22 protein-coding genes are annotated in these 26426 nt (G+C 34.6%); 8 read left to right on the top strand and 14 right to left on the bottom strand.

The window, feature by feature from the left end; all coding sequences use genetic code 11:
• Positions 1–177: 177 nt before the first annotated feature.
• On the top strand, positions 178–1098 hold the full coding sequence (locus G3A47_RS11960) for an outer membrane beta-barrel protein (protein WP_166922592.1): 921 nt from the start codon (positions 178–180) through the stop codon (positions 1096–1098).
• 94 nt (positions 1099–1192) lie between these two features.
• On the opposite strand, the gene G3A47_RS11965 is transcribed toward G3A47_RS11960, so the two are convergent.
• From G3A47_RS11965 to G3A47_RS11975, 3 genes are all read right to left on the bottom strand, one after another.
• Positions 1193–2185, bottom strand: coding sequence for a Gfo/Idh/MocA family protein (locus G3A47_RS11965; protein WP_166922594.1), 993 nt, complete (start codon positions 2183–2185; stop codon positions 1193–1195).
• Between the two features lie 352 nt (positions 2186–2537).
• The gene (locus G3A47_RS11970) at positions 2538–4745 is read right to left on the bottom strand and encodes a TonB-dependent receptor (RefSeq protein ID WP_166922596.1); all 2208 of its coding nucleotides are present in this window, start codon (positions 4743–4745) and stop codon (positions 2538–2540) included.
• A gap of 156 nt (positions 4746–4901) precedes the next feature.
• Positions 4902–5255 (bottom strand): hypothetical protein, encoded by a 354-nt coding sequence (locus G3A47_RS11975; RefSeq protein ID WP_166922598.1) that lies wholly within the window; start codon positions 5253–5255, stop codon positions 4902–4904.
• A 191-nt stretch (positions 5256–5446) separates the two neighbouring features.
• Here G3A47_RS11975 and G3A47_RS11980 point away from each other — a divergent pair, with 191 nt between their 5' ends.
• On the top strand, positions 5447–6181 hold the full coding sequence (locus tag G3A47_RS11980) for a porin family protein (RefSeq protein ID WP_306783635.1): 735 nt from the start codon (positions 5447–5449) through the stop codon (positions 6179–6181).
• Here the strand turns inward: G3A47_RS11980 and G3A47_RS11985 are convergent.
• The gene (locus G3A47_RS11985) at positions 6176–6781 is read right to left on the bottom strand and encodes a hypothetical protein (protein ID WP_243860436.1); all 606 of its coding nucleotides are present in this window, start codon (positions 6779–6781) and stop codon (positions 6176–6178) included. The genes G3A47_RS11980 and G3A47_RS11985 overlap by 6 nt on opposite strands.
• 591 nt (positions 6782–7372) lie before the next feature.
• Here G3A47_RS11985 and G3A47_RS11990 point away from each other — a divergent pair.
• From G3A47_RS11990 to G3A47_RS12000, 3 genes are all read left to right on the top strand, one after another.
• Positions 7373–9841 (top strand): bifunctional UDP-N-acetylmuramoyl-tripeptide:D-alanyl-D-alanine ligase/alanine racemase, encoded by a 2469-nt coding sequence (locus G3A47_RS11990; protein WP_166922600.1) that lies wholly within the window; start codon positions 7373–7375, stop codon positions 9839–9841.
• Between the two features lie 70 nt (positions 9842–9911).
• Positions 9912–10289: a large conductance mechanosensitive channel protein MscL gene (gene mscL / locus G3A47_RS11995; protein ID WP_166922601.1), complete on the top strand. Its 378-nt coding sequence runs from the start codon at positions 9912–9914 to the stop codon at positions 10287–10289.
• A gap of 167 nt (positions 10290–10456) precedes the next feature.
• A complete protein-coding gene (locus G3A47_RS12000; protein WP_166922610.1) occupies positions 10457–11446 on the top strand; it encodes an aspartate-semialdehyde dehydrogenase in 990 nt (329 codons plus the stop codon).
• A gap of 331 nt (positions 11447–11777) precedes the next feature.
• On the opposite strand, the gene G3A47_RS12005 is transcribed toward G3A47_RS12000, so the two are convergent.
• From G3A47_RS12005 to G3A47_RS12025, 5 genes are all read right to left on the bottom strand, one after another.
• A complete protein-coding gene (locus G3A47_RS12005) occupies positions 11778–13106 on the bottom strand; it encodes a zinc-dependent metalloprotease family protein (RefSeq protein WP_166922612.1) in 1329 nt (442 codons plus the stop codon).
• 229 nt (positions 13107–13335) lie between these two features.
• Positions 13336–13653 carry a 2Fe-2S iron-sulfur cluster-binding family protein gene (locus G3A47_RS12010; protein WP_166922614.1) on the bottom strand — a complete coding sequence of 106 codons (318 nt, stop codon included), beginning with the start codon at positions 13651–13653 and terminating at the stop codon, positions 13336–13338.
• 63 nt (positions 13654–13716) lie between these two features.
• The gene (locus tag G3A47_RS12015) at positions 13717–14202 is read right to left on the bottom strand and encodes a hypothetical protein (protein WP_166922615.1); all 486 of its coding nucleotides are present in this window, start codon (positions 14200–14202) and stop codon (positions 13717–13719) included.
• A gap of 216 nt (positions 14203–14418) precedes the next feature.
• Entirely contained in the window at positions 14419–14658 is a 240-nt protein-coding gene (locus tag G3A47_RS12020) for a NifU family protein (RefSeq protein WP_026982674.1), read from the bottom strand.
• A gap of 118 nt (positions 14659–14776) precedes the next feature.
• Positions 14777–15907 (bottom strand): Mrp/NBP35 family ATP-binding protein, encoded by a 1131-nt coding sequence (locus G3A47_RS12025; RefSeq protein ID WP_166922617.1) that lies wholly within the window; start codon positions 15905–15907, stop codon positions 14777–14779.
• A gap of 425 nt (positions 15908–16332) precedes the next feature.
• Between G3A47_RS12025 and G3A47_RS12030 the strand changes: the two genes are divergently transcribed.
• On the top strand, positions 16333–17958 hold the full coding sequence (locus G3A47_RS12030; protein WP_166922619.1) for a L,D-transpeptidase family protein: 1626 nt from the start codon (positions 16333–16335) through the stop codon (positions 17956–17958).
• Between the two features lie 24 nt (positions 17959–17982).
• On the opposite strand, the gene G3A47_RS12035 is transcribed toward G3A47_RS12030, so the two are convergent.
• Positions 17983–19368, bottom strand: a complete 1386-nt coding sequence (locus G3A47_RS12035; protein ID WP_166922621.1) for a T9SS type A sorting domain-containing protein — start codon at positions 19366–19368, stop codon at positions 17983–17985.
• A gap of 250 nt (positions 19369–19618) precedes the next feature.
• On the opposite strand from G3A47_RS12035, the gene G3A47_RS23880 reads away from it, so the two are divergent.
• Positions 19619–19777: a hypothetical protein gene (locus G3A47_RS23880; RefSeq protein WP_243860438.1), complete on the top strand. Its 159-nt coding sequence runs from the start codon at positions 19619–19621 to the stop codon at positions 19775–19777.
• 24 nt (positions 19778–19801) lie between these two features.
• Here the strand turns inward: G3A47_RS23880 and G3A47_RS12045 are convergent, their stop codons facing one another.
• Positions 19802–21196 carry a T9SS type A sorting domain-containing protein gene (locus tag G3A47_RS12045; protein WP_166922623.1) on the bottom strand — a complete coding sequence of 465 codons (1395 nt, stop codon included), beginning with the start codon at positions 21194–21196 and terminating at the stop codon, positions 19802–19804.
• Positions 21197–21446: 250 nt separating this feature from the next.
• Between G3A47_RS12045 and G3A47_RS23885 the strand changes: the two genes are divergently transcribed.
• Positions 21447–21596: a hypothetical protein gene (locus tag G3A47_RS23885; RefSeq protein ID WP_243860440.1), complete on the top strand. Its 150-nt coding sequence runs from the start codon at positions 21447–21449 to the stop codon at positions 21594–21596.
• A gap of 82 nt (positions 21597–21678) precedes the next feature.
• Here the strand turns inward: G3A47_RS23885 and G3A47_RS12055 are convergent, their stop codons facing one another.
• The 3 genes from G3A47_RS12055 to G3A47_RS12065 all read right to left on the bottom strand — a co-directional run bounded on the left by G3A47_RS12055 (position 21679) and on the right by G3A47_RS12065 (position 26365).
• Positions 21679–24114 carry an ABC transporter permease gene (locus G3A47_RS12055; RefSeq protein WP_166922625.1) on the bottom strand — a complete coding sequence of 812 codons (2436 nt, stop codon included), beginning with the start codon at positions 24112–24114 and terminating at the stop codon, positions 21679–21681.
• 151 nt (positions 24115–24265) lie between these two features.
• Positions 24266–24973, bottom strand: a complete 708-nt coding sequence (locus tag G3A47_RS12060) for an ABC transporter ATP-binding protein (RefSeq protein WP_166922627.1) — start codon at positions 24971–24973, stop codon at positions 24266–24268.
• 147 nt (positions 24974–25120) lie between these two features.
• On the bottom strand, positions 25121–26365 hold the full coding sequence (locus G3A47_RS12065; RefSeq protein ID WP_166922628.1) for an efflux RND transporter periplasmic adaptor subunit: 1245 nt from the start codon (positions 26363–26365) through the stop codon (positions 25121–25123).
• Between the last annotated feature and the right edge of the window lie 61 nt (positions 26366–26426).

Consider the following 26426-nt stretch of genomic DNA (forward strand, 5'->3'; position numbering starts at 1 on the left):
ATTTTAACAGTTAAAATTTAGAAGGATGTATTTTTTTTTAGTTAAAATTATGCATGCATAATAGTTTTTTAGTAATATTGCCCAAAATTACAACGATTTCGTTCCAAGTCTAACCATGCAAACTCGCGGATTATGTTAAAATAATCTAAGTTTGTATAAATTAATTAAAACAAAATTATGAAAAAGAACCTATTTTTATTAGGGTTATTAGTTTGCTCTATGGCCACAATGGCGCAGACAGGAAAAGCAGAAAAACCGGAAAGCTGGTATTTTAAATTGGGAGGGTCGTATTTTAATCAGACTGCATCCACAGAATTTCCAACAGTAGGAGGAAATGACGCTTTAGACAGAACTTATGTAGGAGGAAAATTAGTATCTGAAAAAAGTATTACAGGTTCTTTTGGACAGGGTTTTAGAACAGGTATAACTGCAGGATACCGTTTTTCAGTTCGTTTGGGAGTTGAATTAGGAGTTAATTATTATAGTAGTACTGATAAAAAGATGGCACAAACGACTACAGATGCAATTTTTGTATCAGGAGGTAAGCCAATTTATAACTTTAAATCAGTGGGGCAAATTACAGCTTTTGATGTTGCTCCTGCACTTGTTATGTTTTTAGGAGAATCTCATGGTTTTGAACCTTATACTAAAGTTGGGGTTTTGGTGCCTATTCATGGAGATTTAGAAATTACTACTGATGCAATCGCTCCAACTGGTGTTGCTAATCCGGCAACAGTTGCAGTTCATAGTGTTGATAAGATAAAACCAAATCCAACAATCGGATTTACTGCTGCTTTAGGAACTTCTTACAAATTAGGAAAACACATATCTGCTTTTGCAGAATTAGAATACCGTAACTTTACAGTACACGGGAAAACGAAAGAAACTACTAAGTTTACTCAAAATGGGCAAGATGCTTTAGCGACTAGAACTCCTTCTCAAATTCATACCAATTATCAAGATCATTTAGATGTTAATTCTAATAACGCTTTAACGAATCCGAATGGGGTTGATAAAACGAAACCAACGGACGAATTAAGTTCTTATGTTGGAATTAGTGGTTTAGGTTTGACTTTAGGTCTTAAATACAGCCTATAATCTTTTTGCAATTTTAGTTTTTAGAAAAAAGAGGATATTCAGATTTGAGTATCCTCTTTTTGTCTTTACATTTCAGTCAAAGTCATATAGATTTCTACTTTAAACCCCTAAACTCCTTCAAAACTTCATCAATAACCCAGGTGGTTCTTGAGGCGGAGATCCCTTTAGACGGAGAGGCATTTTCGTTACCCAGAAGTTCAGCAACTATTGTTTCGATAAGAGGTTGTTGTATGTGAAGCGGATTTTCGATAGTGATGCTTTCTTTTTCGCCATTTGTAAGTTGAATGTGAATTGGGTCATTGCCAAAAGTAGCGAAAGAGATTTTTCCTTTGTCCCCCACAATTTCAGTATGGTCATAACGTTCAAAACTGGCAAAATTCCATAAACCCGAACCGTGAATTCCATTCTCAAACAAAAAAGACATCGAAACGGTATCTTCCGCCGGATAAGCCAAAAGTTGAGAACTCGCATGTCCCCGAACAGATTGGATTGGGCCTAATACATAATCCAGAAAATCGAGTGTATGACAGGCTAAATCAACAAAAATCCCACCACCTGAAAGATGTGGTAAAACGGTCCACGGCAAATTGATCTCGTCATCATAACGTTGCTCAAACGGGTGGTACAAAACACAATTTACATGTCTTACAGTTCCTATTTTTCCTTGGTCGATTAATTCTTTTATTTTAAGAAATCGGGGCAAACGTCTTCTGTAGTAAGCTACAAACAAAGGTACATTATGGGCTTTACAGGTGCTTATCATTTCGTTGCATTCTTCAAATGTCAATGCCATAGGTTTTTCTACATAAACCGGTTTTCCGGCTTTGGCACACAAAATAGTGTATTCTTTGTGAGAAGAAGGAGGTGTCGCAATATATACCGCATTGACTTCAGGATCGTTTATTAAATCAACGGCATTTGAATACCATTTTGGGACATTATGACGTTTGGCATAATCTTCAGCAAGTTTAGGATCTCTCCGCATTACCGCAACTAAAGCAGAGTTTGGTGTTTTTTGAAAGGCAGGCCCACTTTTGACTTCGGTTACATTACCGCAGCCAATAATTCCCCATTTTACAATTTTCATTTCTTGGATTTTTTAGTTGTTTCAAATTTAAGAGAAAAGGATTGGTTAAAAAAGGGTTGCCGCGAATTACACAAATTAGCACGAATTTTTATTTCGAAATGTTTTGCTCAAAAGTACTGCCACAGATTGAAATGATTCTCACAGATTGAAAAATCATTTCAATCTGCCAAATCTGCGTGAAAAAAAATCTCGCAAAGTCGCAGAGTCACAAAGAAAAACAACTTTGCGCTTTTGCGTCTTTGCGAGAAAATGTAACCGTAAAGAAATACGCAAGATAATCAGCGCAAAGCCTTATAATAAAACTCTGCGAACCTTGCGTAACTCCTTTGCGCTCCTTGCGGTTAAGAAAAAACTACAAATTGAAGTTAATCCCTAAAACAATATTTCTTCCAATATTAGGAATCCCGTCTGTTTTTAATCTCGAAAGGTGTGCAATGTATTTTTGGTCAAATAAATTGTTTCCGTTCAGGCTCAGATCAAAAGCGGTTTTACCTAGTTTTACGGTTCCGCCTAAACCAAAATTCACCAAAGTATAACCTTTAGAAGCCGTTTCAAAACCACTTACATTATTCTGACTGAAAGTTGATGAAACGTTTAAAGAAGCAAATCCCTCTTTTAGCCAGTTTTTAATATTGAACTCAGTTCTAAGCGTATTGTTCCAATTGTTAGCCGGAATTAAAGGCAAATAATCGTTGTTGTCTTTTTTGCCCGTTACGGTTTCAAAACTGGTTTCAAAATGCAACCAATCCAGTGGATGTGGATGTAGGTGTAAACCAACTTCACCACCAAATAATTTCGCATTGTCCTGTACATAAGCAAAAACATCATTTTCGTCTAAGACTTCTCCGGTTGGGGAAGTATAGATGTAATTGTTTATATGATTGTAGAAACCATTAATGAAAAATTCAAAATGGGTGTTTTTATATTCTAAATTCAGGTCGGTCTGAACGTTTTGTTCTGTTTTTAAATTAGCATTTCCAATCTCGTATCGGTTGGTTCCTTCATGAACTCCGTTTGAAGTTAACTCTGCTAAATTTGGTGCTCTGAATCCGGTAGCTACATTTAAACGAAGCGTCAAAGGTTCTGCCAGTTTGGTTTTGTAGCCTAAAGAAGCATTAAAGCTGTCAAAAGAGCGATCTAAAGCCTGAAAATAGCCTTCCTCACCTTCAGTTCCATGTGCTTGAGAAGTGATGTTTCGGTTGTCAAAGCGCAATCCGGCTTGGATAACACTATTGTCCCATTCGTAATTTGCTGTTCCGAAAACACCAAAATCATTGGTTGTAGCGTCCGGAATTAAGAACTCTTCACCGGAATTTTTATTGGTCTGATGCATTCCCTGTACGCCAAGAATTGTTTCGATTTTGCCAAATTTCGGAAAATGATATTTTGCATTGTAATTGAAGGTGTTCAGTTTCATTCGCAAAGCTGCATTGTTGCTGTCCTCAAATTCGCTTCTGTCATTAGAAATATAACCCAAATCAACATCTAATTTTGAGTTCTGAAAAAAGATAACGTTGTTTAAACTCAATAAATGATTAAAAATTCCCTGTCTTGGAAACTGAGTGTCTTTACTGGAAGATTGCTCTGCGATTCCTTCTTCAGGGATTCCGATATCTAATTTGTTGTAATTGTATCTTAAAACACTTGAGAAACTGGAGTTGCTGTATCCGATTCCGGTTTTAAAATCGGTTTCGTTGTAACGGGTATTGGTCACGCGATCTCCATCGGCAATTTTATAATCAGAATGCGTATTGAAACTTCCTCGGGCTAAAAATTTCCAGTTATCGGTAGACGTTTTTAGTCCAATAGAGGAATTACTACCTTCTGTATTGGTAAAATATTTTTGACTGAAATTGGCTTTGAAGGTATTGGCATCAGCAAATTTTTCAGGATTGAAATATAAAACACCTCCCAAAGCATCCGATCCGTAGAGCAAAGAAGCAGGGCCTTTGATTACTTCAACACTTTCAATTCCGGCGTCATTTAGTCCTAAACCATGTTCGTCTCCAAACTGCTGATTTTCGATACGAACTCCCTGTGAATATACCAAAACACGATTGCCGCTAAGTCCTCTGATTACCGGTTTTCCGATTGAAGTTCCAGTTGAAATTTGAGAAACTCCCGGAATGGTCGCCAAGCCTTCAATTAAGGTTGAAGTTCCTTTTTGTTGTAATGTTTTGATGCTTTCGTGCTCAATTTTCATTACGTTCTGGGATTGCAATTTATTAAAAGGTGTAGAGACAATTACTTCGTCCATTTCAAAAACAGATTCCTGAAGTGTCACATCTAAGGTGTTTTCTTTTACCAGTTTGACAATAGTTTTGTTTTCAGCTGTAAAACCAACAAAAGTAAAAGAAAGTCGTAAGCTTCCGTTTGGAAGATTAGAGAGTTCGTACTTTCCGTTTGCGTCGGTAGTGGTGCCTTTGTGTAATTCCGGGGCATAAACCGAAACTCCGGGCATTGGTTGATTTTGAAGATTGGATACGGTTCCGGAAACAACGTTTTGAGCTGAAAGCAGCCCTGAAAATCCTATAATAAGGATTAATATTATTTTTTTCATTTGAAAATGATGCTATAGTTAAATGGATTTTTCCTGACTAAATAAAAAACGAGAACAACAATAACGCCTGCCAATTCTGATCCAGTCAGAATGGAAAGATGCTGTGTTCTTTTTTAATTAAGAAAGTAATGATTTATGTTTCGAGTGTTTCGAAATTCAGGCAACTATAGCAACAGGTGGTCCGCGCAATAAATAAGCGCTTTCCGGAAAGGAGAATATCTTTTCTGAAAGGGTGAAGAAATAAGGAATTCCTTCGGTTGTGGTGTGGAACTGAAATGAAAATTGTTCAGGAAGTACATAACTTTCAAAAGAAAAATGGCATACAAAACAAACGTCATAATTATGATGCTGGTGGGTGATTTCACCGCTTGGATCATTGTAGTCGTGATGACATTGTTTCTCCGAGAGTTGTTTTACAATATGCTCATAACTGTGTATCGACTGAAACAATATTGAGAACAATACTGTTAGAGCGAAAGAGACACTTAATATGAGTTGCTTTTTCTTCATGCCTCACAAAGGTATAAAAGAACTATCAAAAATGAATTTATTTTTTTAATTCTATTGTTGATTCCTTAAAAATAGGACTTTAAATCGTTTTATTTTCAATGAAAAAGAGAATAATTGCTTTCAAATTGCCTCCTGAGTTGTCATTATAGTATATTTGTAATTGAAATAAATCAACTCCAAAAAACGTTTACTTGAAAAACTCTTTAAAACCAAAATACGATATGCGATTACTTTTTAGTTGTTTGTTTTTAGTGTCTTTTCTTTCTGTTTTTTCGCAGGAGGAAACAAAGCCTAAAATAGAACCGGTCGTTAAAATCGATTCGTTGTATCGTGAAGATCAGTTTTATTTTTCGGTTACCTATAATCTTCTTACCAATAGTCCGGTTGGGCTTAAGCAGGATAAGTTCTCAGTAGGACTTTCCGGCGGTTTTCTGCGCGATATGCCTATCAATAAAAAAAGAACCTTTGCAATTGCTACAGGTTTAGGGTTGAGTTATCAGAATTTCAATCAGGATCTGACAATCTCAGAGGATGCTGAGGGAAATATAGTGGGAGGAACAAAAAAAAACAGCGAAATTGTTTCCAACAAATTCAGGCAATATTTGCTGGATGTTCCGATAGAGTTCCGATGGAGAAATTCAACCTATGAAAGTTATAGATTCTGGAGGATTTATGGAGGGATTAAATTGAGTTATATGTTTTCTAACAGATCGGTACTGAGTGATGGAGAAACGACTTATAAAATTACAAACAATCCTAATATTACGAAGTTTCAATACGGGGCTTATGTAGCAACGGGCTACAATACCTGGAATATTTATTTTTATTATGGTTTAAACCCTTTGTTTAAGTCTATCAAGACAAGTTCAGGTGAAAATGTTGTGGTAAGAACCATTAATGCCGGCTTGATTTTCTATATTTTATAACCACAAATACAAAAATAACAGTTGCGGAAGTACTCCAATTGCCAGGCCAATAAGTAATTCTTTAGGGGTATGTGCCTCCATTTCCAAGCGGGAGGACGCTACTATTCCGGTCAATAAAACGAGCAAAGCGCTCCAATACGGATTTTGCATCTGCAAATGAATATTTAATCCGAGGACAAAAATAGTGAGTCCGCTAATGGCCATTAGGTGCAAACTCGCTTTTGTTTTAAAAAGAGTAAATACCAAAGCTAAAATGGTACTAAACAGCGCTCCGAGAAAAAAGAAATGAAGCTCCGGATATCGTGTGATAATAATACTTCTCTTTACCAACAAAATATATAAGAAACACTGTAAAATCAATGGGATTTTGCGCTGAGAAGTTTCGTGAACCATAACCGATTTTACATGTCCGGTCGAACGAAGCAGCATAAAAAACAATATAGGAACCAAAATAGTTATAATCAGAATCTGAAATAAAACATAGTATTTTTCTCTGTCCGTAAAAATATCTTCTTTGCAGTACAGATAAAACAAAGTGGCGTACATCGATATAAAAATCGGATGAAAGATATAAGAGAACAGTGGCAGTATTTTTTTCAAAACGTGATACTTTATGGTAGTAAACAAATATAATAAAATAAAGGTTTTTGCTTCGGTTTTTGCAAATTTTAACCAATTAGCTACTGGGAATTGGGTTTTGTAAGTTTTTTTATATTTTGTAGTTCTGAAAAGTAAAATCTTATTTATTTAATTCAAGTTGATAGTTGTATACTGTAAGATGCAAAATGTGAAATGTATACTGTAAAATGTGAAATGTAAAATGTGATACATTAGTCTGAAAGGGCAAATACTTTAATTAACGGATTTTCGTATCTTTAAACGAAGCATTAGAATTTTTAAGTATATTGTTACTGTATTTCGGTGATCTGGCACAACAATATGCTCTTACAATGTAAGCCGGTAATCAATTAAGAAAAACGTATTATTTTTCGCATTTCACATTTCACATTTCACATTTTACATTTCACATTTTACAATATACATTATTATTCAACTAGCAACTTGAGTTATTTAGTTGGAATTTAAGAATTGATGCCCTGCTTTTTTGGAATATTTTGTCTTTGTATTTTTAAGAAAATCACAACTCTTTTCTGTCTTTAATGTTTTAAATTTGACAAAAAGAATTTTTAAATGAGCATTAACCTAAGAAACCTTATTCCGGTTCTTCAAGCCGAATGGATTGGTTTAAATACAGCTATTTTTGTTGATCATGTTTCGATTGACAGTCGTTCGTTGCAAAACGGATCTCAAACCTTGTTTTTTGCCTTATCAGGTGTTAATAACGATGCTCATCTGTACATTTCTGAACTTATAGATAAAGGCGTTCAGAACTTTGTAGTACAATATGTGCCTGATAATTGTAAAGGAAGAGCTAATTTTCTAATCGTAAAAGACACCTTAAAAGCCTTGCAGGAATTTGCGGCTTATTATCGTGCTCTTTTTGATTTTCCTGTAATCGGACTAACAGGAAGTAACGGTAAAACCATTGTAAAAGAATGGCTTAATTTTTTACTGAGTCCGGATTTTAATGTTATAAGAAGTCCTAAAAGTTATAATTCTCAGGTTGGTGTTCCGCTTTCGGTTATTGCGATAAATGAAAAACATAATTTAGGCATTTTTGAGGCCGGAATTTCCACAGTGAATGAAATGACCAATCTCGAGAAAATCATTAAACCAACTATTGGTGTTTTAACCAATATTGGATCGGCACATGATGAGGGATTCCAGAATTTAGAACAGAAAATAAACGAGAAGCTGCAACTTTTTAAAGATTCAACGGTTGTTATTTATCAAAAAAATGAAATTGTCGATTTGTGTCTGGCTGATTTTACAAAAGAAAATCAATTAAAAGAGCAGGTTCTTTTTTCCTGGAGTTTCACCGATAGAACCGCCGCTGTTTTTGTCTTAAAAAAAGAAAGTAAGGACGATAAAACACAGATTCAATATCAGTATAAAAATGAAATTTTCAATTTAGAAATCCCTTTTCAGGATTCTGCTTCTGTAGAAAATGCTATTTCCTGTTTATTGGTTCTGCTTTATTTTAAGTATGATTTTGAAACCGTCCAGAATCGCATGCAAATGTTGTATCCGGTAGAAATGCGTCTTGAAGTAAAAAACGGAATCAACAATTGCAGTATTATTGATGATAGTTACAGTTCCGACTTTCAATCACTCAAAATTGCTTTGGACTTTCTGGAAAGCCAAAAAAAGAATGCGGCTAAAACCGTTATCTTATCGGATATTTTTCAAAGCGGATTTTCAAACGAAGAGTTGTATTCTAAAGTGGCACAGTTAATTGCCGATAATAAAATAAATCGCGTAATTGGAATAGGAACGACGATTTCTTCTTTTTCGGATAAGTTTTCAAATGCCGTAGTGTTTGATAGTACGGCTGATTTTATTGCTCATTTTGAAAGTCTGAATTTTGCCAATGAAACCATTCTGATAAAAGGAGCAAGATCATTTCAGTTTGAAGAAATTGTCGCCTTATTGGAGGAGAAAACACATGAAACGATACTGGAGATTAATTTGAACTCCATCAGTCATAATCTTAATTTCTTTAAATCGAAGTTAGCCACCAATGTAAAAATGATGGTGATGGTGAAGGCTTTTGGTTATGGAAACGGAGGTTTGGAGATCGCAAAGCTGCTCGAGCATCATAAAGTAGATTATTTAGGTGTGGCTTTTGCCGATGAAGGGATCTCGCTTAAGAATGGCGGAATCAAATTGCCTATTATGGTTTTGAATCCGGAGTCTACCAGTTTTCCGTCAATTATTCAATATCAGTTGGAGCCGGAGATTTACAGTATAAAAGGATTAAATGCCTTTTTGAAAATTGCCCGGGAAAAGAATCTTAAAGATTTTCCGGTTCACATTAAACTCGATACCGGAATGCATCGTTTGGGTTTTGAAGAAAACACGATCGACGAATTGATTGCAACCTTAAAAGGAAATTCCACCATTCGGATACAAAGTATTTTGTCGCATTTGGCTACAAGTGACGATATGGATCATTATGAATTTGTGCTTTCTCAAATTCGTTTATTTGAAAAACTGTCTTCGAGACTAATGTCTGAGTTGGGTGTAAATCCGATCCGTCATATTCTGAATACGTCGGGGATCAGTAATTTTCCGGATGCACAGTTTAATATGGTACGTTTAGGAATCGGTCTTTATGGCGTTTCGAATGATGCAAATGAGCAAAAGTTTTTAGAAAATGTAGGGACTTTAAAATCGATTATTTCTCAGGTTCGTACGATTCCGGCAGGAGACAGTGTGGGTTATGGCAGGCGATTTATGGCAGCTAAAGAAACAAAAATAGCCACGATCCCGATTGGGTATGCCGATGGCATTTCGAGGTTATGGGGAAATCAGGTTGGTTATGTAATAGTTAGGAATCAAAAAGCATCAATTGTAGGTAGTGTTTGTATGGATATGCTCATGATCGATGTTAGTGAAATTGATTGTAAAGAAGGGGATTCTGTAATCATTTTTGGAGAGAATCCAACCGTGACCGAAATTGCAAATGCTTTAAAAACAATACCATATGAGATCCTGACGAGTATTTCACAACGTGTAAAAAGAGTATTTTTTAGGTGATTTTTAACAACTTTGAAGAAAATTATGTATTTTCGATATTCATTTAATTATAAACTTAAACAAATCAATTATGGGATTTTTTTCTGAATTTAAGGAATTTGCAATGAAAGGCAATGTGGTTGATCTGGCTGTCGGGGTAATCATTGGAGCTGCTTTTAGTAAAATTATCACCTCATTTATTGAAGATGTGATTACACCATTGTTACTGAAGCCTGCTTTAGAGGCGGCAAATTTGTCTAAAATCGAAGATTTGACGGCTTTTGGTGGTGTCAAGTATGGTTTGTTTCTGTCAGCAGTAATTAATTTTGTAATTGTTGCTTTTGTGTTATTTCTAATTATTAAAGGAATAAATGCTTCAAAAAAGAAAGAGGAAGTTATTGCTCCTCCGCCTGCAGGACCAACTCAGGAAGAGTTACTTACACAAATTAGAGATTTGTTGAAAAAATAAATACCGCTACACTAAGTCTAATTTAACCGCTTCTTAACTGAGGCGGTTTTTTTGTGTAATTGTTTCATTTATAACATTTTGTTATTTTTTGTGAAGCTCTTGTTTTGTTTTTATTTATACCTACTTTTGTGTAAATATTTACATTAATTCATACTAAAAATATAAAAATGAGAATAGCGGTTGTAGGTGCCACTGGTATGGTTGGCGAAATAATGCTTAAGGTTTTGGCGGAAAGAAATTTCCCTGTTACCGAATTGATTCCTGTTGCTTCTGAGCGATCAGTAGGAAAGGAAATTGAATATAAAGGAACAAAATATAAAGTAGTAGGAATGCAAACAGCTGTTGATATGAAGGCTGATATTGCTGTTTTTTCTGCCGGAGGAGATACTTCGTTAGAGTGGGCACCAAAGTTTGCCGCTGCCGGGACTACTGTTATTGATAATTCTTCTGCCTGGAGAATGGATCCGACAAAAAAATTAGTCGTTCCGGAAATCAATGCATCCTTATTAACAAAAGAAGATAAAATTATTGCAAATCCAAATTGCTCTACGATACAAATGGTATTGGCATTGGCACCTTTGCATAAAAAATACAACATTAAAAGAATTATTGTTTCTACCTACCAATCTATCACCGGAACAGGTGTGAAAGCGGTAAGACAGCTTGAAAATGAGTATGCAGGAGTGCAGGGAGATATGGCTTACAAATATCCAATTCACAGAAATGCAATTCCACATTGTGATAGTTTTGAAGAGAACGGGTATACTAAAGAAGAAATGAAACTAGTTCGTGAGACGCAAAAGATCCTTGGCGATAATACCATAAGAGTTACGGCTACCGCAGTTCGTGTGCCTGTTGTTGGCGGTCACAGTGAAGCGGTAAATGTAGAGTTTACAAATGATTTTGATGTAAATGAAGTTCGTGAAATTTTGCACCACACAGACGGAGTAGTAGTTCAGGATAATTTAGATACTTTTACCTATCCAATGCCATTATATGCTGAAGGTAAAAATGATGTTTTTGTTGGAAGAATCCGTCGTGATGAAAGCCAGGAAAACACATTAAACTTATGGATTGTTGCTGATAACTTAAGAAAAGGAGCAGCTACAAACACTATCCAAATCGCGGAGTATTTACTTGCAGTGGGTTTGGTATAATCAGAGATTAAAGTAAATTGTTATAGAGAAAGAGCCGTAATTGCAGTAATGCAATTGCGGTTTTTTCGTTTGTGAAAGATAGTTTCGGATTTTTAGCAGTTAGTAATTGCTTCCGGTTTGAACAGGAGATGAAGAATTGATTCATAATAAAAAGGCTTTAGCCAAACACTTTGAAGGTTTGGCTAAAGCTTTTGTGTTTTTCTTGTTACTATAGTTTTAACTAAAGGAGGTTCAAATAAAACTTAGATTATTTGTATTCGGCTAAAAACAAAGTAATCAATTAATAACTTGAATTACTGGGGTATGTTTATAAGTATGCAAATTAAAATTATTATAAATCACTTTTAATAATTTCAATATTGGAAATATTAAAATGTATTGCTTTTTTTCCGGCTCCTGAAGTAGTATTTGGAAACATGAGGTCCTCAATATTACTCTGATCGTGAAAAGCACCTAAGGCATGACCACATTCATGTGCCAGAGTTTTGTTATCGTAGTCTGCTGAAGAAGAAATGAGTATAGATTGAGCATATGGACCAGGAGGTAGGTTCGTGGAATTTACATATGCTCCTATATTTGCCATTCCCAAAGTCATTTTATCCCAAGAATCGCCATATAAAAGACATCTGACCAAATTCTTTTTTGAAGTGTCAGGATTCTTAACTGTAAACATTCCAAGATTATAATATTGTGCATCAGGATCCGGTTTTTTGTCCAGTAATAACATGTATTCAAAATAAATACTTGCATTTCGTTTTATCTGTTCTTGTGTATCGCCTGATTGGATTGTAGGAATAGTATATTGAGAAACAGTAGGAACCGCAGAAAAATAAGATTCAATATTTTTGCCGTATTTTGATTCCTTTAATTTCATAAAAGAAAAGATCAGATTTACGTAGCTCGGTAAAAAATCATAATTGGGATCCATATAAACGACTTCCATGTTAAAGCTATCGGCATTGCTACTATTTTTTTTAGATTCGGAAGATCTTAGATTACTTGGGGTGTAAATTTTTGGCTCGGAACAATGACCAACACCCATCAATGAATTGCTATTTTCTAAGTTATAGTTGTTTCTGTTTTGGAATTTTGAACCGGAAGTTTTGCTTCTGGTTATTCGATTTCTAAAATTGCTAATCAATGTTTCACCATTTTGACCTTGTTTTTTCGCTAAATCAAGAAAAATAGTTTTAAAGTTATTGTCAAAATCCAGACTAATATTTTTGTAACCTATGTCCAGATTTTCTTTACTGTCAATATGAAAAAAGGCATTGGTGTTATCTTCAAAAAAAAGTTCAAAACCATTCTCTCCAATTATCATTATTGCTTTTCCGGATTCGGATCCATTTAAATTTACACTTCCCGTAAAAGTTCGCATTTTTCCAAACAATTGCTGTTTTGAGCTTTCTAAAATAAAATTAAGTTTTGAACCATCATCTTTGATCAGCGTAAAACTTCGCTTTTCGCCTTCTTTAATTATCGGCGTTGCAAAGTCAGGGATTTTGGGTAATTGAGAAATTTTGTAAGCTTTGTTTCCATCAGGTTGAACAGGAGTTGTAATTTTGATTTCTTTAGTCGGGATTGTCTCATCTTCACTGTTTTTAGAGCAAGAAGCAATGATTATGATCATGATTAATCCTAAAGTCAAATTTCTTTTCATAATTAATTTTTTTTGAATAGAAATAAAGTTATGTATAAGTTCCCGGATGCATTTTTAATACTTAATAGATGTGGCCTTTTTTTAGATAAATGGTACAATTTGTTGTTGACGTTGATATGAAGTAGCGATATGAAAAAAGGATCTAAGGAAGTTTAAAAAATAAAAATCCCGATTGCAATTTGCAATCGGGATTTTAAATATTAATTTGTAAACCTAAATTTGGTGCGATTTAATATTCAGGTGCTAACTCCAGCTCTAATCCTTCTAAGTCTGTAGTGATTGGAATCTGACAACCTAAACGACTATTTGATTTAACGTAAAATGCTTCCGAAAGCATGGCTTCTTCTTCATCACCCATTTCCGGTAATGCAACATCATTTAGAACATAACACTGACAAGAGGCGCACATTGCCATTCCTCCGCAGGTTCCTTCAACAGGAAGTTCGTATGCTTTGCATAACTCCATTACATTCATTGCCATATCAGTTGGAGCTTGTAATTCGTGTATAACTCCTTCTCGATCTTTAATCTTTATTAATACATCCATTTTAGTTGGTTGAATTTTTCTTATTCAGGATTCGAAAACGTGAACAAATCCTAAGGTTTAAAACTAACTGTTAGGTTTTAAGCTAAAAGCATATTCTCTTGTGTTGTTGTCTTTTAAATGCATCTTTACACCAAGCATATTTCCTCCTTTTTCCAGTAAGGTAACTACAGCAATTACGGAATAATAATCTCTGTCGTCCTGAAAAATTAAAGTCCCTTCATAAGTAGAGTTTACAACTCCTTGTTTGTCTGTGGTTACAGAAACTTTTCTTGGGTGAGCAAATTCTGCTGCGCTGTAAGTTGCTTTGTTGGCAAATTTAGCTTTTCCTTCGCAGAAATCATATAAAAAATCATAATTACCAATTCTTAGTGCTCCTTCTTCACTGTTTGTATTTCTTGAAAATACAATTTGTCCGGCGTAGGTAAAATCAGACCATTCTTCAGAGTCGTTTACCCAGGCTTTGTCAACTACTAAGGTCTTGGTGCTTTGTTGTGCATGACTCGTTAAAACAAAAAATAACAATAAAATTAGAGCGTAATAATTTCTCATAAGATTTGTGATTTAAGGGTTATGTCACAAATTTAAGTTAAAAATGTAAAAATAACGCAATGAAATCCCCTAAATCTTTGTGTAGTTTTCTGTTAAAACCGCAAAAACAAGCATTTTTATGAATGTTTTTTTGATTTTTTCAAATAAAAACAGCTTAAGACCTATTATTCTTGTTAATTTATTGAAAATGAAAAACTTGCAAAATCAATGTTTTGATTACATGATATTTACTACAGTTTCAATCTGTGGCGCGTATTTTTTTATTGTTGTTTCAACGCCTGCTTTCAAAGTCATCTGATTCACGCTACAGCTAATGCATGCTCCTTCAAGACGAACTTTAACATGTTTATCATCGTCAATAGAAATGAGTGTAATGTCTCCTCCATCAGAATTTAAAAATGGTCTGATCTCGTCAAGAGCCAATAATACGTTGCTTGTTAATTCTTCTGTTGTCATAATTTAATGTGTCAATTAGAAAATGTGTCAATTAAACAATATGGAAATTAGAAAATCGGTCAATAGGCCCAAAGTATTTAATTTCCTTATTGTCAAATTATAGCATCATCTAAATTATCTAATTTTTCTTTACTGCTGAACAACCTGCCATAGTTGTAATTTTGATGGCTTCTGTAGCAGGTAAACTATCGTTTCTGTTTACTGTTTCTTGTACAACATTTCGGGTAATCGCTTCAAAAACAGTTTCGATTACAGAAGCTGTCTGTAAAGCTGCCGGGCGACCATAGTCTCCTGCTTCACGAATAGATTGTACAATTGGTACCTCTCCTAAGAAAGGAACATTTAAATCTTCGGCCAGGTTTTTAGCTCCTTCTTGTCCAAAGATATAATATTTATTGTCAGGTAATTCTTCCGGTGTAAAGTACGCCATATTTTCTATAATTCCCAAAACAGGAACATTGATATTATCCTGCATAAACATCGCTACTCCTTTTTTAGCATCAGCAAGCGCTACGGCTTGTGGTGTACTTACCACTACAGCTCCTGTAATGGGTAAGGATTGCATGATAGAAAGGTGGATATCACCTGTTCCCGGAGGTAAGTCGATTAACATAAAATCTAATTCTCCCCAGTCTGCATCAAAAATCATTTGGTTTAATGCTTTTGCAGCCATTGGTCCTCTCCAGATTACAGCCTGACTTGGCGCTGTGAAAAATCCGATAGAAAGTATTTTGATTTCATAACTTTCAACCGGTTTCATTTTTGATTTCCCGTCAACGGTAGTCGAAATTGGTTTTTCATTCTCTACATCAAACATAATTGGCATAGATGGACCATAAATATCAGCATCAAGAATACCAACTGCAAACCCCATTTTTGCTAATGTTACCGCTAAATTTGCTGTTACAGTAGATTTTCCAACACCACCTTTACCGGATGCAACGGCAATTATATTTTTAATTCCCGGAATAGCACGACCTTTAATTTCGTTTTTCTCAGGAGTTTCAACTTTAATATTTACTTTGATTTTTGCTTCAGGTGATATCAATTCATGAATTGTTTTTTTAATATCATCTTCAGCTCTTTTTTTGATGTGCATAGCAGGCGTATGGATCACTAGATCGACTACAACTTCATCGCCAAAAGTAATTACATTGGCAACAGCTCCGCTTTCAACCATATTTTTTCCTTCTCCCGCTATAGTAATTGTTTCTAGAGCTTTAAGAATTTCTTTTCTGTCTAATTTCATTTTTAACGTCGTGTTTTTCTATTGAGCGAAATGATTTTAAAAACTATTTTTATTTAAACGCATTTCAGAGTGCAAAGATAGCGGATTATGTTTGGATTTTTAACTTTTTTAGATTGGATTTGTTGATATAGAGATTACTCAAAATTATACCGTCTTACTTTAAGTTTGTTTTTCTTTTCCAAAATGGACTCATTTTTTTTTAGAAAATTGTTCCGGAAAACGGGTTGTTAAAATAATATGAATTTTAATACAAGTTTCTAATCTTGTATAGATGTTAATTTCAATAATCTTCTGTATCTTTGATCTGCCACTAATCCTTGATTTTTAATGTGTTAAAAGAATATGTGAGAGCTAGTTATAACCTGCCTCGTAGGCTTTCGCTATTTTTCGTAAAGATTTATTTATATAACTTAAATAAGATAATTATGCGAAATTCTACTTTTTTAATTCTAATTGGTACGATTAGTTTTTTTACATCTTCTTTTAAATCATTTCGTAATAATGAAGTAATAACAAAGAAGACTTTTGAGAATTCTATTGTGGTTCCCAATACTATTTCGGCAGTTTCTCTGGATAGTGTTGTGGTGAATCAGTTTTTTAAAAAATATTCCAAACTAAAGAAATACAAAAAAGATGTTGTGGATATTTATAAAAAAAGAGCCTACAAATCGATTTGGTACGATGAAAAGAACATCACCGAGTTTGGTAATTTATTGTATCAAAAGGTAAATGTGCTTAAAGACCAGGGGATAGAAAATGTGATGCCCTATAAAGAAGATATTGATGAAGCTTTTAACGAAAGCTCGACAGAACAACCGAGTGAGATCGATACGGAATTATTGCTGACCAATATGTACGTCTTTTATGCCAGTAATGTTTATTCGGGTGTTGATCCTGCAACACTCAAGAAAATAGGGTGGTATCTTCCTGCCAAGACTATTTCGTATTCCAGAATATTAGATTCGCTTATTGTTGATTCTAATCGTTTAGACAAAGATGATAATCTTTTATTTGAGCAGTATTATAAACTTCAGGCGGCACTAAAAAGATACCGAAAGATAGAAACGGATAGTTTGTGGAAGCCCATTAGGATTGATGCTGCGACTTATAAAGATTTAAAACCGTTTGATATTTCTAATACGGTAAAGGATGTGAGACAACGTTTATTTGCGGTCGGAGATCTTGCTCAGGATTCTAAAAGCGATGTTTACGATGAAGAGCTTATGGCAGGTGTTCTCAATTATAAAAAGAGATACGGTCTGAAGCTGAATTATGCTTTAACAAAAGAACACATTGATCAGCTGAACGAACCTATCTCTAAACGCATCAAGACCATTATGCTCAATATGGAGCGCTGCCGATGGATTCCTACTAAATTGGCGAGAGCTGAGGAGTACATTATGGTAAACATCCCTTCGTTTAGACTGATTTATGTAAAGGATGGCAAATACAATCTGGTATCTGATATTTTTGTGGGTACCCGAATGACCGAAACCGTGATTTTTAGTGGTAATATGGATCGAATTGTTTTTAGTCCGTATTGGTATGTGCCAACCAGTATTATTAAAAACGAATTGAAGCTTCAGATTGCCAGCAATAAAAATTATCTGGCAGAGCATAATATGGAGTGGAATGGCGGTCGTGTACGACAAAAACCCGGACCCAAAAACTCTTTAGGATTGGTTAAGTTTATGTTTCCAAATCCGAATGATATTTATCTGCATGACACTCCTGCAAAAAGTTTGTTTGATTTTGAGAAGCGTACATTCAGCCATGGCTGTATCAATGTAAAAGAAGCAAAAGGGCTGGCGCTTGCCATTTTAAAAGACGATCCGGACTGGCCTGTTGATAAAATCGATACTGCGATGAGCGGTGAAAAAGAAACCACCTGTATGCTTAAAAGAAAAATCCCGATTTATATAGGCTATTTTACCTCCTGGGTAAATGACAAAGGAGAAATTAGTTTTTTTCCTGATGTTTACGGAAGAGATGCAAACCTGGACAAACTGCTTTATTCTGATTCGGCGGTTAGTATGAATCTAAAAAATTAATAACTTGATGTTCGATCTGTCTTTTTAATTTTTTAACACTGTTTTGGTCGTTTTTCCTTTATCGGTAATTATTTCAAAAAAATAAGTTCCGCTTGAAAGAGTGCTCACATCAATGACATTCTTTTTGGCAGGTTTTATCAATTTACCTAATACATCGTAAATGTTTACTTCTTTTAGCTGTACATTTTTTTGAAGATCGAGTGTTATTAGCTGTGAGGCAGGATTAGGATATAACACGGCAGCTATAGTTTCAGAACGATCTGTGCCTAAGGTAGAGGATAAATCAAATATCTGAATCTTTGTCCTAAAACTATTGTTATAACTAAAGCTAGAGTTAATAGCTAAGGTTAAGCCATCGCCGGATAATAAAACATCTGTAATTTCATTCTTGTTTTCTGCAAAGATATTTTTTCCTATCTGTGTCCAGGCTCCTGCGGTATATTTATAAATTATAACATGACTTGAATTTTCTCTGATAGAAGGAGCAGTAAAAGCCAAAACGGTGCCATCATCAGAAAGTGATGCATAACTATTGTTAGCAATGTTTTCATGTTGAATATCGGTACCTAGCTGAACCCAAGTCCCGGAAATATTGCGATATACTTTTGCAATACTTGTACCGTAATCCGAAAGAGTAGCTAAAGTAGTACCATCATGGGATAGTAAGACCTTATAACCTATTTCACCAAACCTATCGTTTTGTTTTTTTTTTCCATAAATGTTTTTGCCTATTTGTGTCCAAGTTTCTGCAATATTGGCGTATACCCGTACTACGCCCGAAAAGTTTGAACTACTTTCAGAAGGATTTCCAATGGCTAAAACATGACCATCGCTAGAGAGAGAATTTGTAGAATATTCGGAACTTATCTTGTCTCCGATCTGTCTCCAGACTCCGGTGCTATTTTTATAGACTATATTTCCTGTGTCACTCCCAATAACTAAAGTACTACCATCTGCATTTAGTGAAATAGTGTAGCCCAATCGATCACTAGTCCCTACTTCATTAAAAGAATCTCCTATCTGTGTCCAAACATCCATTGTATTTTTATATACCCGAACTTGGCCCTGATATTTCCAATTTACCTCTTTTTTATGTACTCCAACAGCTAATATACTGCCATCTGCATTCAGAGAAATAGTAGAGCCAAATTGTTCTCCGGCTTCTTCTCCATTAAGAGATTCTGTTAGTTTCCAGATATCGCCGGTTTTTTTATATACCTGAACCTGACCTGACCTGTTGGCGTTTACACTGCTGTTAGGTAATCCAACAGCCAGAACAGTACCGTCTTTAGAGAGTGAAATAGTTGTATCGGAGTCAAATCCATTGCTAGCATCTCCAATTTGTGTTTGCCCGAAACCTACTATAGGAAACAAGAGAATAAAAAATTTTGCTTTTAATTTTGTTCTCATTTTGCTATATTTTTTAAATTAACATGAGAAAATTACCACTTTTATGAGATGTAATTCTTCGGGGTTTGATTTTAGATATAGATAAAATTATATTCGTTTTTTTTAGATTTGATTTATGGTCTTAGTACCTAATATATAGTTGTGGCTCTGTCTTTAGTTTAAAAATTAAGATTGCGATTGTAAAAACAATCCGGATTGACCTGTCGATAAAATCGATATTGCGATGCGTGGCGAAAAAGAAACCACCTGTATGCTCAAAAGAAAAATCCCGATTTATATAGGCTATTTTACCTCCTGGGTAAATGACAAAGGAGAAATTAGTTTTTTTCCTGATGTTTACGGAAGAGATGCAAACCTGGACAAACTGCTTTATTCTGATTCGGCGGTTAGTATGAATCTAAAAAATTAATAACTTGATGTTCGATTTGTCTTTTTAATTTTTTAACACTGTTTTGGTCGTTTTTCCTTTATCGGTAATTATTTCAAAAAAATAAGTTCCGCTTGACAGAGTGCTCACATCAATGATATTCTTTTTGGCAGTTTTTATCAATTTGCCTAGTGCATCGTAAATGTTTACTTCTTTTAGCTGTACATTTTTTTGAAGATCAAGTGTTACAAGTTCTGAGGCCGGATTAGGATATAGTATGGCGGTTATTGTTTCAAAACGGTCTGTGCTTAAGGGGGGAAAAAGAGAGGATAAATCATATACCCTGAAAAGCTTGTTATATTGGTTGTTAACAATAAATTGACTGGAAGTAGCCAGAGTTAGACCATCACCAGAAAGTGAAACGTTGATAAAATATTCTCTTTTTTTTGTATAAATTTCTTTTCCTATTGGCGTCCAGTTTCCTTTAGTATATTTATATATGATAATACTAGTATTGGGATTTCCGTTAGAAGAATTAGTTTTAAGAGCCAGAATGGTGCCGTCATCAGAAAGTGATACGTCAATAGTGTTGGGATAATATCCATTCGGGTTAATAGGTTGTATATCAGCGCCTAATTGAACCATCTCACCTAAAATATTGCGATATATCCTTACAAGTGCTGGGCTATCATAGCCGGAGGTGACGGCTAAAGTAGTTCCATCACCGGATAGTATGACATTAAACCCCATCTTCTCAAGTTTTTTTCCATGAATATCTTTTCCTATTTGTGTCCAAGTATCTGAAATATTAGCGTATACCCGCACTACGCCCGAAAAGTCTAAACCACTTTCATCGTATTTTCCGATAGCCAAAATGTTACCGTCTCCGGAGAGTGAAAATGTAGAAGGGTCTTTTAGATCGATCTTATTTCCTATCTGTCTCCAAGTTCTGGCGTTATTGTTGTATGTTTTTATTTCACTATAACTTTTAATAGCTAAGATTTTGCCATTTTCATTCAGTGAGATTTTAATACCAAAGTAATTGTCAGTGTTTTTCTCGTTAAAAGAATCACTTAGCTGCGTCCAGACATTCATGGTCTTTTGATATATGCGAACTCGACCTCGTTTTGCGTTTTCTAAAGGAGCTCCAATGGCTACAATACTGCCATCTGTGTTCAGTGAAATACGTGAGCCAAAAAAGTCTTGAGCTCCTCCTTCATTAATAAAATTTCCCTGCTGTTTCCAAACATCGCCGTTTTTTTTATATATCTGTACCTGACCTGGAATTTTGGGATTCAACTTGTCGAAAGGTATTCCAATGGCCAAAACAGTACCATCTTTAGAGAGTGAAAAACTGGAACTTTCTATATTAGAAGTAAAATCATCTCCAATTTGTGTTTGCCCGAAACCTACTATAGGAAACAAGAGAATAAAAAACTTTGTTTTTAATTTTGTTCTCATTTTGCGATATTTTTTAATTTAACATAAGAAAATTACTACTTTTATGAGATATAATTCTTCGGGGTTTAATTTTAGATACGGATAAAATTATATTCGTTTTTTTTAGATTTGATTTATGGTCTTAGTACCCAATATATAGTTGTGGCTCTGTCTTTAGTTTAAAAATTAAGATTGCGATTGTAAAGACGATCCGGATTGACCTGTCGATAAAATCGATATTGCGATGCGTGGCGAAAAAGAAACCACCTGTATGCTCAAAAGAAAAATCCCGATTTACATAGGCTATTTTACCTCCTGGGTTAATGACAAAGGAGAAATTAGTTTTTTTTCTGATGTTTACGGAAGAGATGAAAACTTAGATAAATTACTTTATTCTGATTCGACGGTTAGTATGAAATAATTGGAATATTCAAAAAAACAAACCCGACAGCTTTTAAAAAACTGTCGGGTTTAAATTAAAAAAATGGTATTGGTCTACAAGTTTATTCGTATTTTAAGTATTTCAGTACATCTATTTTAGTTACCTGATAAGCTTTTGTTAAAACAATCAATAGCGTTAAGGACAGTAAAGAAATAAGAGCAATACTAAAAGGGACAGGCGAAATTCCGATTCGGAAAGCGAAATCTTCAAGCCATTTCTGCAATAAAATGTAAGCAGGGACGATTCCCACAAGAAATCCCATCAGACAGAAAAGAATGTATTGTTTGGATAATTCTTTCAATAAAATATTGGTTTCCGCACCTAAGGTTTTTCGGATTGCAATTTCTTTTAATCGTCGCTCCATTGAAAAGGATGCCAAAGCAAAAAGTCCAAAAATGGCGATGATAATTACAACAAGATTTAGAATAAAAAACAAGTCTTTCTGTTTTATCTGCTCTTCGTAGGTTTTTGCAAAATCTTTATTGACAAATTCATATTCAAAAGGATAATCTGCGTTTATATTTTTTTCCATGTAAGCTTGTAATTTTGCTAAAGTTTCCTTTAGGTTATTGGGAGAAACTTTTACATAGATATTGTTGAAATTATTCCATTCTAAAGTTTCAAGATTTATAAAAACCATAGGAGGAACTTTCTCTTGTAATCCGGTAATATGAAAGTCTTTTACAACTCCAACAATTCTAAATTTCATATTTTCACCCTGATCATTCGCCCAGCCTGAGCTAATAATAGTGTTTATAGGGTTTTTAAGGTTTAGGGCTTTAACAAGGGTTTCATTGAGTAGCATGTTGCTCACCGTGTCTGAAGCAAATTGAGGAGACAAATCACGACCTTTTACTATTTTGATTTTCATCATTTCAAGAAAACCAAAATCCATTTCAACATTTCGAGGTTGAACAAAAATGCCATTATGTGTAAATCCTGAACTCGAATTGGTACTGTTTCCAAAAGTTCCGGCAAAAGTAGAAACATCTTCAACTCCCGGAATTTTTCGGATCTCTTGTTTTGATGCCAGATATTTGTCTGTTCTTTTAATACGTTCCGGAGTGTTAAAAGGAATTCTGATGACCTGACTGCCACTAAATCCGAGGTCTTTGTTCATCATGTAGTTTACTTGCGAGTTTACGATTAAAGCACCTACAATAAAAAAGGCCGCGATTCCAAATTGGAAAATAAGCATGGAGTTTCTAATCCAGATACCGCTTTTACTTCTGGAAAAATTACCTTTTAAAACCTTAAGTGTTTCAAAATTGGAGATATAAACGGCAGGGAAAATACCCGCAAGAATAATTACTAATCCAAAAATAAAAATAAGCTGCAGGTAAAATTCACCACCATTCATGGTTAGGTTTTTATTTAAAAAGCTGTTGTAAAAAGGTAATGAAAGCTCGACTATAGCCAAAGCAAAGAGAATAGCCAAAACAACAATTATAGTAGTTTCAAATATAAACTGCTGGATAATTTGATTTTTTGAAGCCCCGACAATTTTACGAACGCCAACTTCTTTAGCTCTTTTTATAGCCGATGCTGTTGCCAGATTGATATAGTTTACTAATGATAAAACCAAGATCAAAATCGACAGACCAATTATGATATAAAGCAATTGCAAGTTTCCTCTTCCTTCAGGATAATTGCGCCCTGTAGAAGATTTGGTACCATGCAAACGAGAGGTTTTTAACTGGTCAATTATTACAGTGGTTTCGCCATTTTCTTTTACGTAGTCGGCAACTGTTTTACCGCTTTCTTTGGCTTCTTTTTCGGTTCTGTTGACAAAGTTAACATGCTGCATTTTTTTTAAAACAGCATCCGGATCGGCTCCTTTTTTGGTTTTAACTAACAAACCATAATTAAAATTACCCCAGCTGTTTTTGTCAGAATCTCTGAGAATTCCGCCAAAAACATAATTTGGCTCGATTGAAGAGGGACTGATTATGCGGTAAACCGATTTTACGATGTAAAATTTATTGGCATAATTAATTGATTTGCCAATCGGATCTTCGTTTTTAAAAATTAATTCTGCCGCTTCTTCAGATAGAGCAACACTATTAAGCTCTTTAAGAATATTCGTTTTGGCTCCTTTTATGATTGGGAAAGGAAAAACATCAAAAAAGCCATTGTCGGATAAGGTGATTTTTGAACCGATTATCTTTTTTCCATTGTATTTTATAGGAGCATCGTCATACCAAATATTATTAAGGAAACAGATCGATTCAATTTCAGGAATAGTGGCTTTACAGGTTTCCCCAAAAGGAATAGAATTGGATGCCCAAATGTCGCCGGTCATGCCGATTTTGTTTAGGACCTGATAAGTGTTTTCTTTTTCGGGATTCCATTGGTCATATGCATTTTCGTTGTTCCAATATAAAATAGCGAAAATAATACTTGCAATACCGATGCTTAATCCTAAAACATTTAAAAAGGAAAACAGCTTGTTTTGTTTTAAATGGTAAATAAATATTTTGAACCAGTTAGAAATCATTTTTTTAAATTTATAGTTGTTACAGTTACTTTTTAAGTAACTAAAAAGTTTTACAAACCCGTTTTGGGTTTTTAAATCATTGCTAAAATTTTGCTAACAAATCCTAACAGGATTACGATTGCAGTTACGATAAATTTGATCATTTTGTCTTTTATTTTACGTCCATAAAAACATCTACATTTCTCTGATTTAATTTCTCAGAGAAAATAACTCCATCCTTCATGTGAATTGTTCTTTGCGAAAAAGAAGCATCATAATCAGAGTGGGTAACCATCAGAATTGTAGCACCTTTAGCGTGCAAATCTGTTAAGAGTTCCATTACTTCGTTACCGTTTTTACTGTCCAGATTTCCGGTTGGCTCATCGGCAAGGATAATTTTAGGGTCATTTACCAAAGCTCTTGCAACGGCAACTCTTTGCTGTTGTCCCCCTGAAAGCTGTTGCGGGAAGTGTTTTAGTCGGTGCGAGATATTCAGTTTTTCAGCAATTGCTTCGATTTTTTGTTTTCTGTCGGCAGCTTTTACATTGTTGTAAAGCAAAGGCAATTCGATATTGTCATAAACCGAAAGTTCATCGATCAGATTGAAATTCTGAAAAATGAAACCGATATTTTCTTTGCGCACCTGCGCTCTTCCTTTTTCCTTTAGGCCGATCATCTCCTGATCTAATAATTTGTAGCTGCCGTCAGAGGCACTGTCCAATAGTCCTATTATATTTAGTAAAGTTGATTTCCCACAGCCCGAAGGTCCCATAATGGTTAAAAAATCCCCTTTTTTAATGGTTAAGTTAATTCCGCTTAAAGCTGAGGTTTCTACTTCTTCAGTTCTAAAAACTTTGGTTAAATTCTGAATGGTTATCATATTTTTAAGATGTAAGTTGTTATTAAAAACGTTTTTTGATTGATGATTGATGATTTTTTTTGTTGTAAAATGTAAAATGTAAAATGTAAAATGTAAAATGTGAGATGTGAGATGTGAGATGTGACTGACACTGCGATTGCAAACGAACTATTCAGTGCCGATCGATAACTCATCGATATCTTTGTAGTCTGTGTAAGAAGAAGTAATCACGGATTCTCCTTCTTTTAATCCTTCCAGAACCTCGTAATAAGAAGGGTTTTCACGACCTAGTTTGATATTTCTTCGTTCGGCTTTATTGCCTTTGACTACAAAAATCCATTTCCCGGCTGTTTCCTGATTAAAGCTTCCTTTTGAGATGACCAAGGTTTTGTTTTTCTCAGATAAAATTAGTTTTACCCCAAAGCTTAAACCGTCTTGCAGTGTGATTTTTTCTTTAGAAGTAAAAACCAATTCTGCTGTAAAATGACCGCCTTTTACTTCCGGAATCACTTTGGTTACCAAAACTTCAAGAGTTTGTCCTTTAAATTCAACCTGACCTTTTAAACCTTCTCTGATTTTTTCGAGATAAAATTCGTCAACGTCTGCAACAAGTTTATATCCTTTTTTAGAATCTATTTTTCCGATGCTTGCGCCAGCCTGAAATGTTTTTCCTAAAACCGGTTCAAAAGAAGTCAGTCTTCCGGATTCCGGAGCTGTAATCAAAAAGTTCTTTTTGTTGTTTCTTAAGATATCCAGACTTTTTTCCATGGTTTGTATCGAAAGGTTGATTTGTGAAATCTGAACCTGATTGCTCGCCTTTTCTTTTTGAATACTTTGCTGAATCGTCTTTTTTCGCTCTTCCTGAAAACGTAAGCTCTCTTTAAAAGTATTCCAGTCATTTTTCGAAATCACATCTTTGGCAAATAATTTCGAGTTCATGTCGTACAATCTTTTGGCGTCGTTATAATCGTGTTCTATTAAAACCAAATCCTTGGTTAGGTTTAGTTCCTGATTTCTGATGTTTAGTTTACCTGTATTCAGATTATTGATTTGTTCGATAATTGCTGTTTCCTGAGTCAGATAATTTAGTTCGGTATTCGGATTGTATAAGCGGGCCAAAGATTGTCCTTTGGTTACCATTGCCCCATTTTCAACAAAAATCTCTTTTACAGATCCTCCTTCGGTTACATTTACCAACATTACATTTAGAGGTTCTACTTTGGCTTGGAAAACGACAAAATCTTCAAAAAAAGCTCTTTCGACATTTTGTATTGTTAGTTCATTTGCTTTTACATTTAGATTTCGTTTCGTGCTAAACGAAAAAAAGAAGAGTGCGGCCAAAACTAAAAAAACACCAATTAGTATTGTGAGATTTCTAAATTTTCTATTTTTACGAGGGATTATCGTGTCCATTTTTTAAAATAATTTACTGATAGTCAATAGGTAAATACTGTGCCACAAAAAGTATTATTTG

This window comes from Flavobacterium poyangense (assembly GCF_011751075.1).
GTDB lineage: Bacteria > Bacteroidota > Bacteroidia > Flavobacteriales > Flavobacteriaceae > Flavobacterium > Flavobacterium poyangense.